The sequence below is a fragment of the Rhodoflexus caldus genome (assembly GCF_021206925.1).
GTDB lineage: Bacteria > Bacteroidota > Bacteroidia > Cytophagales > Thermoflexibacteraceae > Rhodoflexus > Rhodoflexus caldus.
The window spans coordinates 17,485-32,581 of record NZ_JAJPRF010000016.1 but is presented as its reverse complement, the minus strand read 5'-3'; the positions used below and the strand labels follow the sequence as shown (position 1 = coordinate 32,581).

Here is a 15,097-nt window from a genome sequence, read left to right as displayed (position 1 = left end):
GGCGAATATGGTAAAAAGTTCCCCAATTTCAGCCAAATTTGGCACAAAAAAGAAAGCCATGCGGCCAACCGATTTTCCTAACATCATTTTTGACCTCGGCGGTGTAATTCTCAACTTGGATATTTTGCGTACCATTCGAGCATTTTCGGAAATTTCGGGTAAAGATTTTGCCCAATGGTACACCCAGCGCGAGCAAAAGGCCTTGTTTGATGCATTTGAGACGGGTCAAATCAGTTCCGAAGAGTTTCGCCATGCCATTCGCGCAGAGCTCGAGTGCCCGCTGACCGATGAGGTGATAGATAACTGCTGGAACGCCATGTTGTTGGATTTGCCTTTGGAGCGGCTGCAACTACTCGAACGGCTCAAATCGCAAAAGCGGACGTTTTTATTGAGCAATACCAACGCCATTCATAAAACTGCTTTTGAGCAAATTATTGAAAATCAGCATGGTATATCATCGCTGAGCCACTTGTTTGAGCGCGATTATTACTCTCATTTGCTGGGAATGCGCAAACCGCATCCGGAGGTTTTTCATTACATCCTCCAAACACACGGGTTGCGACCCGAGGAAACGCTGTTTATAGACGATTCTATTCAGCACGTTGAGGGGGCCAAACAAGCGGGTTTACATGCGTTGCATATTGCGGGAGACACAGATATTATTCGTATTTTTGGTTAATCTCATTCACCCAAGCCGGTTGTTGTATGCAAATCAATTGCCCATCCTGCGGAGCACCGCTCGAGCTGAGTTATCGGGCTGCCAAAGTAGTGGTCTGCAACTATTGCGGTCAGACAAGTTTTATCAATGCCGGCCAATTGGAGGCGTATGGCGGAGCCAAGGTGCTGCTGGCCGATTACGGTTCGTTGTTTGAGTTGCACCAACGCGGAAAAATCAAAAATCTGTCTTTTGAAATCATGGGCAGGTTGCGCTTTGAGTATTACGAAGGCTTCTGGGATGAGTGGCTGGTACTGCTCAACGGCGAAGAAGAGGCTTGGTTGCAGGAAGATGAGGGTGAACTTACGCTGTTTCGCAAGGCGCGGATAAGCGGCGAAACACCTGCTTTTGATACTATCAGAGTCGGACAAACCGTTACGCTGCAACTGCAACTCCCCGACAACGGCAAAGTGGGCAATTATCCGATATTTATCATTGAAAAACACAAAGCCACCATTCAGGGTGGCGAAGGCGAACTGCCCTTTCTCATTGAGCCGGGTGAACAGGCCGATTATGCGGACGGCATTTGCAACGGTGCACCCGTCAGCATTGACTACACAGTAGAAGGAATTTCCGTCAGTTGGGGGCTGCCGCTGGCCGTAAAGGATATCAACTTTGTTTAAGTGCCATTGCAGACTCTGCCTCCAATGCTTTGGGGCTTAGCGAGGGGTCTTTGGGAAGTACTACCGTAAATTCAGACCCTTTGCCTTCCACGCTGTTTACCATGATGCGACCGCCCAACCGTTCGGTCAGCAGTTTAACAATGGAAAGTCCCAACCCTGTGGAACTTTCTCCACCGGTTGGACGGGCTGACAATCGCTGAAATTTTTTGAACAGCCGCTTATGGTCTTCTTCGCCAATGCCGGGGCCTTCATCTTTCACTGAAATGTACAGTTGCATGTTGGCCTCTTTGACTTTCAGGTAAATATTGCTGCCGTGCGGCGAAAACTTAATGGCATTGGACACCAGATTTTCCATGATGCGCTTCAAGTATTCGCGGTCTGTGCTAATCATGGCATCGTCTGCTTTGTTTTGGAAATGCAAACGAATGGATTTCATATCGGCCTGATGGCGAAAACTCTTCAATAATTCGGGCAGGAAAATCGCCAGACTCATTTTCTCGTGCGAAATTTCAATGGTTTGCCCCTGTTCGATGGCATTGATATCGAGCAAGTCATCAATAAACCGCGTGCCATCCAATGCCGACTTGCGAATGATGGTTACATAGTTGCGCTGTTCTTCGTTGAGTTCGCCTACTACGGGCAGCAATTGGGCAATGTTCACCACCTTGCTCAACGGAGATTTGAGGTCATGCGCCACAATGTCCATCAAACTGTTTTTCTCGTTGTTTAATTCTTCCAAGCGGAGATTTTTGCGTGCAATTTCTTCCTGTTGCATCATCAGCAACTCATTTTGCGAACGGATTTTGTCGTTTTGTCTGTTGATTTCTTCCATTCGCAAGGCGAGTTCTTCTTTCTTTCGGTTGATGCTCTTATTAACAATGAAGAATACCAACACCACTAAAAACAGGAAACCTGCCACGCTGATGGCTGCCAACAGTTGAATGCGCGATTTTTCTCTGTTGGCTTCCTGCTCCTGCAAGATGCGCTCTTTATCCTCCTCGGCTTTGCGCAATCTCTCATTAGCCAAGGTTAACTCTTTTTCCATGAGCGTATCGGCAGAAGGTCGTTTGCCTATTTGCTTTAAAATGCTTTTGATTTCCAAGTGAGCTTTTTTATAGGCTTCGTCATTTTTATCGGTAATGTTTTCCAGTATCTGAATTTGTCGGGTCAGTCTTTCGCGTTGCTCCTTGGTAAAACTGCGGTCGGCATTGATGCGCAGTTTAATTTTTTCAATTTCTTGTTCCATCAGGCTGTTGCGGTCGCCTAACATGCGGATGAAACTCTCCAATTGTGCTTCCAGCGTAAGAGCGTCGCCTGAACTATCTGCAGATTTGACAACAGGCTTAACAAATACTTTAACCATGTAGTTGTTGTCATCAACAATTTGATTTTCAATATCGTAGCCTTCAATGTCGAGCTCATTACCGATTTTTAGCACAACAATGCCTTGTGCATCGGTTGCAACCGATTGTCCACCGATAACAAAGCGTTTATTGGTCAAAGCCTGTTTGGTCGCATAATTAAGCAACATCAGACGGGTTTCATCGCTCGGGCGTTTTTCCGCTATCGGCTGTTTCTGTTCGGCTACTTTGGCGCGCGCCGCTATAATGCGTACGATACCGCTCCGTTCCGACACGGCATTGGCCGGCAGCCCGTCCACAAAAAAACTGTAGTTCTTATCTCCGACAACATCTGCCTGATAGGGGATATTGAACTTGATAAGTCCCCCTTGCGAGGCTTTGATTTGCAACGTATCATTGTTTTTAGGCCCTTTGAAAACGATGGTTGCATTGCCGCAGGGTTGCCCGTCGGGATAATTAATGGAGAGTGTAACAGGCTTTACTTTTTGTAACTTAACCGTGATTTTTCCTGCCTCCTTATCTATCGTCCAGCCCTTATAAACAGGCTGATACACCACGTCTCCATCCGATTGCAGGTTGGTCTTTACATCAAATATCCATTGGGCATTGCGAGGCAGCAGCAGCAGACCTTTTCCTTTGGAAACGCTTGCCTTTTCCTTTTTGTTGAAAATGACTGTGCCTTGTTCTGCAACAAGAGTACCTTCTTCATCGGTTAATTCTACCCTGTACTCGGCTTTTTTTTGCGCATATGTGCTAAGGGCTGCTCCTAAACCTGCTCCTAAACACAGGCAGCAATACAGAAAAACCTGTAATATCTTTTTTACAGGCGCTTTTGCTATGAGTGTGTTAAACACAGGCAAGATTTGCATATGTCGGGATGCAACCATTGATGATAACAATTCAATATAGCACAATTTTAACGAAAAATGCCCAAAATTATTGAGTGTTCATGCTGTCGGCTATCAATTGATGAAAATGATGCACGCCCGTCTCATAGCGCGGCGAGTAACGCCCCGATTTGTAGAAGCGCGAGCGAACCCCCAACTGCACACTTTCTACTACCGCTTCATCTTCACGCTCTACCTTATCGGTCTGTGCGGCTGTTTGCCGATTAAATCGCTGAGGGTCATACACATAAGTAATGAAACTCACCTTGCACAAATCGAGCTGCAAGGGCTTGACCACATTTACTGAAAGCCCCCAAGGGTAGAAATTCAGCATCAAATTCGGGAAAATCCAGAAGTAATAGGCGGCTATTTCCTTGCCTTCGTCGGGGTGTCCTTGGGGCAGCGCGAAACAGTCCGAACCTTTGCTTGCATAGCCTACTTGCAAATTCATAAAGCCGTGAATTTCAGTGTTGTATGTAGCAAAGTCTAAAAGTGCATTCAAATCGGGATGCACGAAGGGGATGTGGAAACCTTCCAAATAATTTTCGCAATACAGTGCCCAGTGTGCCCGCACGAGGTAGTCGCGAGAGGTCAGCGGGTCGTAGCGGAAACGCTCAAAGTCCAGAAAACCGATGCGCTTGTCCATTTCGGCAAGTACGGGTGCTAAATCCCACTGCGGATTGAGTGCGGCAAACAAAAACCGATGCCATTTTTGCAGCGGCACCTGCGCGAGGTTATCGGCTTCCGACGGGAAATCGCAAACGTCCTTAAATTCAGGCATGTGCTCAAACTTCCCGTTGAGGGCAAACCGCCGCCCGTGATACCCGCAGATGATTTTGCGGCACTTGCCCGGCTGCTGCACCAACACCTTGCCCCGATGCGTGCAAACATTGCTCAAACAGCGAATTTCGCCCTGTTCGTCGGAGGCAAGCAGCAGCGGTTCGTTCAAATAGCCTTCCAACAGCGTGAGCGGCTGCACATGCTGCGGCAGTTGCACCGCGGCATCATCGCCGAGCCATTGCCACGAGCGGGCAAATATTTTCTCTTTCGCTGCCTCAAAGTACAACGGTTCGGTATAAAACTGCGTAGGGAGGGTGTGTGCCTTGCGAATATCCGAAGAGATGTTAAAAATTTCCATTTTTTAGATTCGTTCGTAACGTTTGGTATGATTCGGGAATTAAAAATATGCTAACAATAACAAATGCATGGTAGAGACAGGGCGCGCCCTGTCTCTACACAACACCCGAATATCACATTTTTCGTAATTTACTCACAAACTAACATCGCCATGAGCTTATTGCCTGTTTTTTGGAGCTTGCTTTCTCTTTGGTTAGCATCGGCTTCCGTGCAAACACATCAACAAACTTCTGACCGTCAAATTGTTACAACCATGCCGCCCGATTCGCTCTATTACCGCCGCCTGTGGAAATCGGTGGATTCGCTTTTGCAAAAACGCCTTGAAAAACAGGCACTTGTAAAGGTTACGGAAATCTACAAACGCGCCGCAGCCGAGCAAAACCATCCGCAGCAAATCAAGGCATTTGTGCAGCAAATCGCACTGCGCAGCACTACCGAAGAGCAGGAGCAAAACCTCTTCAAAGCCCTGCGCGAAGAAGCCGAACGGCAGCCCGCACCCGCCAAACAGGTCTTGCGTTATTTTTTGGCAAAAAACTATGCCGACTATTTGAGCAACAACTTATGGCGCATGGAAGACCGCACCGCCACTGCCGATGAAGACAGTTCGGACGACCCCGAAACGTGGAGCATACGCAAGTTGCGCGCTGAAATCCGTCGGCTTTACTTGGCTTCGTTGGAAGATGCACCCGCGTTGCAAAAAATCCGCATAGAAGAGTGGCGCGAGCTGTTCAGTGCCAGCCTCAACCCTAACCAATCGGAGTTGGAAGGCAGCCCCAACCGCCGCTATCGCCCTACGCTCTACGACTTTTTGGCACATGCCGCCGTGGATTACCTCATCAATTCGGAAAGTATCTATGAAAAGGTAGCACAACCTTTTGAAATCGGTTCGGCAGAGTTTTTTGCACCGCTGCCCGACTTTGAAAAGCTCACGTTCAACACCCGCGATACGGCAAACACCCAATTGGCAGCCGTGCGCATTTTGCAGCAGTTGGCATCTTTCCACAGGCAGGCTAACCGCATGGACGCGCTGGCAGACTTAGACCTCAAACGCCTTGACCTCATGCATCGGCACGCCACCTTTGCCAATAAGGACAACGCCTACGAGCAGGCACTTGTTGCAGCCGAAAAAACCTATGCCGCCACGCCCGTTGCCGCCGATTTTGCCTACGAGCAGGCGGTTTTGTATCGGGAACGGGGGCAAAAGTTCAACCGCCTGATGCCCGACGACCCCAACCGCTTCATGCTGAAAAAAGCACTGGAAATTGCCGAAGCAGCCGTTAAAAAATACCCCAAAACGCAAGGGGCAAACAACTGCCAACAACTGATTCAGCGGCTGAAAATGAGCAGTTTTTCGGTCAAAGCCGAAGCCGTGAACCCGCCGCGGCAGCCCTTCCGAATCTTGCTGACGCATCAAAACCTGCCGCAAGTGTGGTGCAAAGCCGTTCCGCTGACCGATGAGGACATACAACAAATTGAAAACTGGAACACCCGCGATGTTGCCTTGCGGAAGCTGTTTGCAGCACAAGGCATCGCTTGGAACGTCGCTCTGCCTTCCGACGGCGGCGACATGCAAAGCCATGCTACCGAAATAGCCGCCCCCGTGCTTAACTTGGGCAAATATTTGCTCATTGTTGCCGATAACCAACGGTTTGCAAACAGCGAAAAAGGCGAAAAAGTAGCCTACGGCGTGCTGACAATCAGCAATATGGCGTTTATGGAACGCCGCCGCGAAGGGTTTGCCGAGTACTTCCTTGCCGACCGCACAAGCGGGCAACCCGTTGCAGGCGCAAAAGCAGAAGTAGCCTTGCGGCAGTACAACTACCGCAATAGCCGCTACGAGCGCAAGCCCTATCAAACCCTTACCACCGATGCAGAAGGCATGGTGCGCGTTGCGGAACGCCCCGAAACCAAACCCGCAGGTTTAGAGCAGGGCTATGCCGATTTTTCCGTTACGTTCATTCATCCCGACGGCAAAGACCGACTTAGCAACGTTGCACAAGGCACAATTGTGTTCAACACCTATGGCGAAAGCCCCGCGCCGCAGGTTAAAACCGACGTGCATTTCTTCACCGACCGCAGCATCTACCGCCCCGGACAAACGATTTACTACAAAATCCTGCTTACGCAACAGCACAACGGCGAGCGGCGACCGCTTGCCAATGCAGGCAAAATAACCGTTTTCCTCTTTGATGCCAACGGGCAACAGGTCGCCGAGCAGGAAGTTACCATCAACGAATTTGGCAGCGGCAGCGGCAGTTTCTTAGCCCCTCCGGGCGGCTTGAACGGGCAAATGCGCTTGGTTGCCCTTCAAACTTCGCACTATTTCCGCGTGGAAGACTACAAACGCCCCAAGTTTGAGGTAAAAACCGATGCCTTAGCCAAAGCCGTCCGCTTGGGCGATGAGGCAGAAATTACGGGATTTGCCAAAGCCTATTCGGGTGCAGCCGTGGACGGGGCAACGGTGAGCTATCGCGTGGTGCGCAAGCCCTACAACCGCTTTCGCCCGTGGTGGTATTGGTATCCGCAAGACGAAACCCCGACCGAAATTGCCAAAGGAACGCTTCAAACCGATGCCGAAGGCAGGTTCAGCATCAAATTCCCTGCCCTGCCCGATAATGCCACCGCCCGCAGCCTGCAACCGCTGTTTGATTTTGAAATCAGCGTGGACGTTACCGACATCAACGGCGAAACGCAAAGCACGGTCAAAAATATTTTCATCGGCTACAATGCCCTCAGCCTGAATGCCGACATCGGCGAGAAAATCGCCCTTGAAAAAGGCAGCGAAAAGGTGAAAATCAGCGCCTTAAACGCCGAGCAGCAGAACGTAGCCGTGCAAGGCACTGCCAAACTTGTCAAACTGAAAGCCCCAAGCCGCATTTTCCGCGAGCGCTTGTGGGAACAGCCCGATTTGTTTGCCATGAGCAAAGAGGAATTTTACAAGCAATTCCCCAACGACCCCTACGCCGCCGAACACCTGATGCCCAACTGGGAAGCCGAAAAAACCATCGGCACGTATGCTTTTGATACCGACAAACAGCCCGAAATCAGCCTGCCCGTAGGCGAAGCAGGTGCTTACTTGCTGGAAATCAGTGCGAAAGACCCGTTTGGCAGCGAGGTTACAAGCCGCCGCTATTTCACGGTTTATTCCGAAAAAAGCAATCGTTTGCCCTATCCCGTTGCTTTGTGGGAAGCAGCCTTGCCTTCGGCGAAAGGCAGCAGCGGCGCAGTAGAACCGTCCGATGCGGCACGCTGGCAAATCGGCAGCGGCTTTTCGGATGCCTACATCCGCTACGAAACCGAAGCACTAAATCAATTGGCTTCATCTAACGTGCTGAAAATCAGCAATCAGGCGCAAGTTCAAACCTTTGCCGTGGAAGAACGGCACCGCGGCAACGTAGCCATGCGCGCCGTGATGATTCGCAACGGGCGATTCTATCAGGCGAGCCGATTGGTGCAAGTGCCGCATACAAATAAGCAACTCAACATCCGCTTTGAAACTTTCCGCAACAAATTATTGCCCGGTGAAAAAGAAGAATGGCGGCTGAAAATCAGCAACAAAGACGGCACGGCAGACCGCGCCGCCGCCGAGATGGTCGCCACGCTCTACGATGCCTCTCTGGATGTTTTCGGGGTGCACGAGTTCAATTTCCCTGCCCCGCCGACTTTCGGCATTGCTTACAATTGGCGCGGGCAAACCTTTGGCAGTCAGTCGTTTAACCAAACGGGTAGCAATCCGTACACGGGCGGCTTGCAGCAGCGTTACTACGACCAACTGCAATGGCTGAACGCAAGCCTTAACCCGGACAGCCGCTTGATGTTCAGGCTGTCGTCTAAACGAATGGCGGCACGTGCAGAGGAAATGGCTATGGCAGCCCCTATGGCGGCAATGGCAGACGGCGACAGCGAGGATGAATCAACGCCCCGCGAGCAGGCAGCCGCGGCAACGACCAATCAACAACAGCCCGAAAAGAACCCCGTTGAGCAGCCCAAAGTGCGCACCAACTTCAACGAAACGGCGTTTTTCTATCCGCACCTGCAAACCGACGAAGAAGGCAACTTGATAATCCGCTTTACGCTGCCCGAATCGCTCACGCGCTGGAAAATGCTGGGTTTTGCCCACAAAAAAGACATGCGCTACGGCTTTGCGGAAAACGAATTGGTGGCGCAAAAAGACCTGATGGTTGTGCCTAATCCGCCGCGATTCTTCCGCGAGCGCGACGAAATGACGTTTGTCGCCAAAATCACCAATTTGAGCGACAACGCACTGACGGGCGAAGCGCAAATCCGATTCTTTGACGCAATCACCATGCAGCCGATTGACGTGCAGATGTACCCGCGCATGGTAGAGGCGATGTCGCCGCAAGCCATTGCCGAAGCGCGTTCCAAAAAGCCTTTCACCGTAGCCAAAGGTCAAAGCACTGCCGTCAGTTGGACAATTCAAATCCCCGACGGAACGGTACAGGCAATCACCTACCGCATCACGGCACAGGCAGGCAATTTCAGCGACGGCGAAGAAATGACCCTACCCGTGCTAACCGACCGCATGTTAGTTACCGAAACGCTGCCGTTGCCCGTTCGCGGCGGACAAACCAAGACTTTTGAGCTGAAAAAATTGACCGAAAACCGCAGCCAAAGCCTTCGCCATCAAAGCCTTACGCTGGAATTTACCAACAATCCGGCGTGGTATGCCTTGCAGGCGCTGCCCTACCTGATGGAATACCCGCACGAGTGCGCCGAGCAAACGTTCAGCCGCTTTTATGCCAACAGCATTGCCACACATGTGGTACACAGCAGCCCGCAAATCAAGGCAGTATTTGACGCATGGCAGCAACAAAACGGCGGCTCTGCACTGGCTTCCAATTTGCAGAAAAACGAAGAATTGAAGTACCTACTCTTGCAGGAAACCCCGTGGGTGCGTCAGGCACTCAACGAAGCCGACCGCAAGCGCACCGTTGCCGTGCTGTTTGACCTGATGCGCATGACCCGCGAGTTGGAATCTGCCATTACCAAGTTGGAAAAAATACAGTACCCGAGCGGCGGCTTTCCTTGGTTTGAAGGAATGCCCGAAAGCCGATGGGTTACGCAGCACATCGCCGCGGGTTTGGGGCATTTGAACCGCTTGGGCGTGCTCACCGTCCGCCCCGATGCTTCGGCGAATGCCAAACCTGCCTACAACGCCCCGATTGACGCAAGCCGCACTTGGGCGATGCTGCAACGCGCCGTCAGTTTCCTTGACAAAAAGATTTTTGAGGATTATCAGCAACTCAAAAAGTTGGAAAAAGAGGGCAAAATCAAGATGAGCGACCCGCACATCGGCTACGAGCATTACCACTACCTCTACATGCGCAGTTTCTTTGGCGATATTGAGCCGCTGCCCAACTTTAAAATCGCCATTCAGTACTTCACCAATCAGGCAGAGCAATATTGGACGCAAACAGGACTCTACACGCAAGGCATGGCAGCCCTTGCCCTGCACCGCACGGGCAAAACGGCAAGTGCCAAAACCATTGTGCAGTCGCTCAAAGAACGCGCCATCAACAGCGAAGAAACGGGCATGTATTGGAAAGCCAACCGCAGCTATTGGTGGTACGAACTGCCCATTGAAACGCAAGCACTGATGATTGAAGTTTTCGCCGAAGTTGCGCAAGATGCCCAAGCCGTTAACGACCTGAAAATCTGGCTGTTGAAACAAAAACAAACGCAGGATTGGAAAACAACCAAAGCCACCGCCGAAGCCGTTTACGCGCTCTTGCTGCAAGGCGATAACTGGCCGGCGGAAACGGCAATGGCAGACATCCGCGTGGGGGCGCAAAAAATTGACCCCGCCCGAATGGACGAGGTGAAAGTGGAAGCGGGAACGGGCTATTTTCAGGTCAAATGGAATCGCGGCGAAATCAAACCCGACATGGGCAAAGTAACCGTGAGCAAACCCGGCAAAGGCATTGCTTGGGGCGGCTTGTATTGGCAATATTTTGAAGATTTGGACAAAATAACCCCTGCCGAAACACCGCTCAAACTGCGCAAGCAACTCTACATTGAGCGCGTTACCGAAAAAGGGCTTGTTTTAGAGCCGATTACCGAACAAACAACCGTCAAAATCGGCGACAAGGTGAAGGTACGTATTGAGTTGCGCGTTGACCGCGCCATGGAATACGTCCACTTGAAAGACATGCGCGCCGCAGGTTTTGAGCCTTTGAACACCCTGAGCGGCTACCGTTGGCAAGGCGGCTTGGGCTACTACGAAAGCACCCGCGACGCTGCCACTAACTTCTTTTTCGGTTGGTTGCCGCAGGGCACGCACGTGTTTGAGTATGCCTTGCGCGCTACGCAGGCAGGCGATTTTTCCAACGGCGTAGCCACTATCCAATGTATGTACGCCCCCGAATTTACCGCTCATTCGGCAGGCATTCGCGTGCGCATTGCGGAATGATGACATAATTACAATAAAAAACCCGACAGGCCTCAAAAGACCTGTCGGGTTTAAGTATCTGACTATGAGTATCAAAACAGGGTTTGCGTTTTACCTGCAATCCATTGCTTGATGCGTTTACCTTCTATCTTCATGCCTTCTTTGGGGGCTTTTTCCAGAAAGTCCTTCTTGAATTGCTGGTGCCAAATAATGGCAATGTCGGCGCGTGTGAATTGCAGCAGAATATTAAGCGCCAAGTCGGCAGGGCCTTTGCCGTTAAATCCCCATTCGTAGCCTGTCGGGCTGTGCATCAACACTTTGTGCGGGATGTTCGTCATCGGTGCACCATCGGCTCCGCGCATGAGCACCACATCGCCGTCAAATTTACCGCAGTAGCGGTCGGCAAAGTGGCGGCTGTGCTTTTCCATAGCCCCTTGCAGCATTTGCCAGCAGTCGGGGCCTACGCCGCGCTCCAAACTGACCGCATCGGTGATGGGCTTGTTGCAAACTACGCAGTTCATAACAAACTTTCGGGTTTGGCATCTTCTTCCTGCATAATGGCGGCCAGTGTTTTGTTGGAAGCACTGCCGGGTTTGCGTTCCAATTTTGCCAGTTCCCGATTTTTCAAAATGGCCATAGCCTCAAAAATGGCACCCCGCAGCGAGCCTTCATCTGCAATGCCCTTGCCTGCAATGTCGTAGGCGGTGCCGTGGTCGGGGGAGGTGCGCACTACGGGCAGTCCGGCGGTGAAATTTACACCGTGCTCAAATGCCAGCATTTTGAAAGGAATCAGTCCTTGGTCGTGGTACATGGCCAATACGGCATCAAATCGGCGGTACTGATGTTTACCGAAAAATCCATCGGCGGGGTAGGGGCCAAAAACCAACTGCCCTTTATCGCGGAAAGATTGTACGGCCGGTGCTATAATGGCGCTGTCTTCTTCTCCTAACAGCCCGTTTTCGCCTGCGTGCGGGTTCAGCCCGAGCACGGCAATGCGTGGCTTGCGGATGGCAAAATCCAGACGGAGGGATTGCAACAACAGGTCAATTTTTTGGGCAACCTTATCTCTTGTCAATACTTGCGACACCTGATGAAGCGGTATGTGCCCCGTTACGGTGCCTATGCGCAACTCTTCGCTTGTGAGCAGCATCAGATGTTCTTTTGCCTGAAAAACATCGGCATAATACTCCGTATGCCCGGGATAAGGGAAGGTTTCGCTCTGGATATTGTGCTTATTGATAGGTGCGGTTACAACTGCCTGAATGCGACCATTTTTCAAGTCTTCGGTGGAGGCTTGCAGTGCTTGACAGGCAGCTAAACCCGCTTCCTGTGTTACTTGCCCGGGGATAGGCTCATGTGTATCGTCCCAGCAACTTACCAAATTGATTTTTTTGTCGCTGAAAGGCTGCCCTGCCTGCACGGTTTGGTAGCTGAAATGCTCGATGTTGAGCAGTTTGCGGTAGCGCGAGAGTACCTTATGTGAACCGTACAGCACAGGAGTAAACAGTTTCAGTATTCGGTTGTCCTGCAAAGCCTTGATAACCACCTCCGGCCCGATGCCGTTGTAGTCGCCCAGCGTAATGCCGATAACAGGCAATTGTTCTTTTATATCTTCCATGTTTTACTGTTGTGCGTTATTGCTCGATTTGCTCCAACTGTTCCAAAGTCAATCCGGTATATTTAATAATTTTATCAACAGGTTCACCTTCGGCTAAGATTAATTTGGCCAGATTTATTTTCTCCTGCCAGATTTTTTCTTCGGCTTCTATTTTTAAAGAAAGTGCTTCGCTTGCTTTCAAATGCAGATAATCCAGATAGCGGTTATAGCCATACTGCGCTTCTTTATCTAATCGCATGATATCCAATACTTCCTTTGCTTCGGCTAAACCTTTTGCTTGGAACTCGTCTTTTACCTCACTGTTTTTCAAGAAATAAATCCACTCATCCAACTTATCTTTGGCGACATCGTCAAACTGATTGACTTTGATGATGTAGTACTCAGGAAAAATATTGGCCACTTGGATGCTGTTGAAGGTTCGTTTTTGCCTGCCCGAAAGTTGCAAAGTATCCTTTTGCCTCAAACCTTGAAAGGTAGTAGTGCCTTTGTAAATATAATCCTGTCCTTGACCTAAATCAAAGTAAACAATGTTTACGGATATGATTTTTTTGACATTAGAATAGGGTTCCCCGATATTGAGATTTTCTGTGAGTGCTTTGGCAGCGCCGTATATCATGCGATGAAAATAATCAATTTCGTAGGTATTCTGTATTTCAATAATTACCAATTCATTGCGGGAGTTGAGGGTAAGAATATCTACACGATTGTATTTGTCATCTTCGGAAAGTTGATTGCTTTCACTTTCCAAAATGCGCTGAATTTTAATATCATCAAACAATAATTCAGACAAAAAACCTTCAAGCACAACAAAGTTTGCTTTGTTGCGGAGCAACCTTTTAATAGCCCAGTCAAAACGGATTAACTTTTTGCTCATGGTTGATTATCAGGCAAAAAAACCTTTCACAAAATCATATAACAGCCTTGCGCCGTAACCTGTTCCGTTAGGGCCGCGATAGTGGTCGGCAGATTTGATGAAAGTTGGCCCGGCAATGTCTAAATGTATCCAGTCGTATGCCGTAAAATGTTCCAGAAACTTGCCTGCCGTAATAGCACCGGCCTCAGGAATACCTGTATTTTTGATATCAGCAATCTCTGATTTAATGTATTGGTCGTAGTCATCCCACAGCGGAAACTCTACTATCCGCTCGTAAACAGCTCTGCCCGATGCGATGAGTCGCTGTTTTACTTCGTCGGGTGCCGTGCCCATCATTACGCAGGCTTCGCGACCAATGGCGCGCATGGCTGCGCCTGTCAGTGTTGCCAAATCAATGACTAACTGCGGCTCGTATTTTTGTGCGTAAATGAGTGCGTCAGCCAGAATCAATCGGCCTTCGGCATCCGTATTAAGTACCTCTACGCTTTTGCCGTTGGCATATGTAATAATATCGCCGGGCACATAGGCGTGCGAGGAAATGCGGTTGTCGGTAGAAGGAATCAGCCCTACGACGTACACAGGCAACTTGTTGGAGGCAATGGCCGTCAGTGCGCCAATTACGGCAGCAGCGCCGCCCATATCGCATTTCATGGTTTCCATGCCTTCGGAGGTTTTGATGCTGTAACCACCTGTGTCATAGACAATTCCTTTGCCAACCAACACCAACGGTTTTGCATTGACGGCATTGGCGGGCTTGTAAGTCAGGATATTAAAAGCCGGTTCTGTGGCGCTGCCTTTATTTACGGTCAGCAAGCCGTTCATGCGGAGGGCTTCTATTTGTGCTTTGTGCAAAACTTCCACCTCAAAACCGGCCTCTTGGCCTGCTGCAATGGCACGTGCGGAAAGTTCCTGTATCGTCAGCGTCATTGGCGGCTCGTTTACTAAATCACGCACAAGAAAGTTGGCCGCCGTTACCCTTGAAAGTTCATCTAATGCAGGTTGAATATTGTTAGCTGCATAGCAATAAATCGTCGGGGTTTGCTGTTTTGCCTGTTTGGCAGGTTGGTAGTTTAAAAATTGATAAGAACCCAAGGCTATTCCTTCTGCCAATGCGAGCAGCGCAGCGGTTTCATCATTGCCAACGGTGAGTTGTATTTGTGTGCTGCCGTCTTCCTGCATCAGTTTGGCAATGCGGTTGCCTCCGCGTCTGATTTTTTCTAATCGCTCATAATCAGGCAGTTGTTTCCCTTTTTGCTGATTCCATGCGGCGATGCAGTAGACTTTGCGCATCCACTGGTTCAAAACAATTACTTCGTCGCCTTTTTCGGCTTTCTGCACCAGATAGTCGTATTCCGGTTTGCCGGAGCAAAACGCAAAAGCCTCTTCCGGACTACTAACCATCAGCACCGCAAGGTCGGCGTTATTTTCAATAGCACCGGTGTGTAAAATTTTTACCTGCATGATTTATGTTGT

Annotated in this window: 9 protein-coding genes; 3 read left to right on the top strand and 6 right to left on the bottom strand. The window is 50.0% G+C overall.

Features of this window, described 5'->3' with window-relative positions:
- Positions 1–58 precede the first annotated feature (58 nt).
- Entirely contained in the window at positions 59–679 is a 621-nt protein-coding gene (locus NDK19_RS14235; protein WP_250632572.1) for an HAD family hydrolase, read from the top strand.
- 26 nt (positions 680–705) lie between these two features.
- Positions 706–1,338, top strand: a complete 633-nt coding sequence (locus tag NDK19_RS14230) for a DUF4178 domain-containing protein (protein WP_250632571.1) — start codon at positions 706–708, stop codon at positions 1,336–1,338.
- Here NDK19_RS14230 and NDK19_RS14225 read toward each other — a convergent pair.
- On the bottom strand, positions 1,325–3,568 hold the full coding sequence (locus NDK19_RS14225; protein ID WP_250632570.1) for a sensor histidine kinase: 2,244 nt from the start codon (positions 3,566–3,568) through the stop codon (positions 1,325–1,327). The two genes, NDK19_RS14230 and NDK19_RS14225, sit on opposite strands and share 14 nt — an antisense overlap.
- Before the next feature lie 67 nt (positions 3,569–3,635).
- Entirely contained in the window at positions 3,636–4,724 is a 1,089-nt protein-coding gene (locus NDK19_RS14220) for an aromatic ring-hydroxylating oxygenase subunit alpha (RefSeq protein ID WP_250632569.1), read from the bottom strand.
- Between the two features lie 150 nt (positions 4,725–4,874).
- Between NDK19_RS14220 and NDK19_RS14215 the strand changes: the two genes are divergently transcribed.
- The gene (locus NDK19_RS14215) at positions 4,875–11,153 is read left to right on the top strand and encodes an alpha-2-macroglobulin family protein (protein WP_250632568.1); all 6,279 of its coding nucleotides are present in this window, start codon (positions 4,875–4,877) and stop codon (positions 11,151–11,153) included.
- Positions 11,154–11,224: 71 nt separating this feature from the next.
- Here NDK19_RS14215 and NDK19_RS14210 read toward each other — a convergent pair whose 3' ends face one another.
- The 4 genes from NDK19_RS14210 to NDK19_RS14195 are packed head-to-tail and all read right to left on the bottom strand — an operon-like array spanning position 11,225 to position 15,085.
- Positions 11,225–11,653 (bottom strand): DUF6166 domain-containing protein, encoded by a 429-nt coding sequence (locus NDK19_RS14210; protein WP_250632567.1) that lies wholly within the window; start codon positions 11,651–11,653, stop codon positions 11,225–11,227.
- Positions 11,650–12,750, bottom strand: a complete 1,101-nt coding sequence (gene pdxA / locus NDK19_RS14205; protein ID WP_250632566.1) for a 4-hydroxythreonine-4-phosphate dehydrogenase PdxA — start codon at positions 12,748–12,750, stop codon at positions 11,650–11,652. The genes NDK19_RS14210 and pdxA overlap by 4 nt, the downstream gene beginning before the upstream one ends.
- A 16-nt stretch (positions 12,751–12,766) precedes the next feature.
- Positions 12,767–13,624, bottom strand: coding sequence for an Rpn family recombination-promoting nuclease/putative transposase (locus NDK19_RS14200; protein ID WP_250632565.1), 858 nt, complete (start codon positions 13,622–13,624; stop codon positions 12,767–12,769).
- 9 nt (positions 13,625–13,633) lie between these two features.
- Positions 13,634–15,085, bottom strand: coding sequence for a leucyl aminopeptidase family protein (locus tag NDK19_RS14195; RefSeq protein WP_250632564.1), 1,452 nt, complete (start codon positions 15,083–15,085; stop codon positions 13,634–13,636).
- Positions 15,086–15,097 lie beyond the last annotated feature (12 nt).

Excerpts from the sequence above, each read along its gene's own strand:
- NDK19_RS14235 (WP_250632572.1), top strand. The coding sequence starts at position 59 with ATGCGGCCAACCGATTTTCCTAACATCATTTTTGACCTCGGCGGTGTA.
- NDK19_RS14230 (WP_250632571.1), top strand. The coding sequence starts at position 706 with ATGCAAATCAATTGCCCATCCTGCGGAGCACCGCTCGAGCTGAGTTAT.
- NDK19_RS14225 (WP_250632570.1), bottom strand. The coding sequence starts at position 3,568 with ATGCAAATCTTGCCTGTGTTTAACACACTCATAGCAAAAGCGCCTGTA.
- NDK19_RS14220 (WP_250632569.1), bottom strand. The coding sequence starts at position 4,724 with ATGGAAATTTTTAACATCTCTTCGGATATTCGCAAGGCACACACCCTC.
- NDK19_RS14215 (WP_250632568.1), top strand. The coding sequence starts at position 4,875 with ATGAGCTTATTGCCTGTTTTTTGGAGCTTGCTTTCTCTTTGGTTAGCA.
- NDK19_RS14210 (WP_250632567.1), bottom strand. The coding sequence starts at position 11,653 with ATGAACTGCGTAGTTTGCAACAAGCCCATCACCGATGCGGTCAGTTTG.
- pdxA (WP_250632566.1), bottom strand. The coding sequence starts at position 12,750 with ATGGAAGATATAAAAGAACAATTGCCTGTTATCGGCATTACGCTGGGC.
- NDK19_RS14200 (WP_250632565.1), bottom strand. The coding sequence starts at position 13,624 with ATGAGCAAAAAGTTAATCCGTTTTGACTGGGCTATTAAAAGGTTGCTC.
- NDK19_RS14195 (WP_250632564.1), bottom strand. The coding sequence starts at position 15,085 with ATGCAGGTAAAAATTTTACACACCGGTGCTATTGAAAATAACGCCGAC.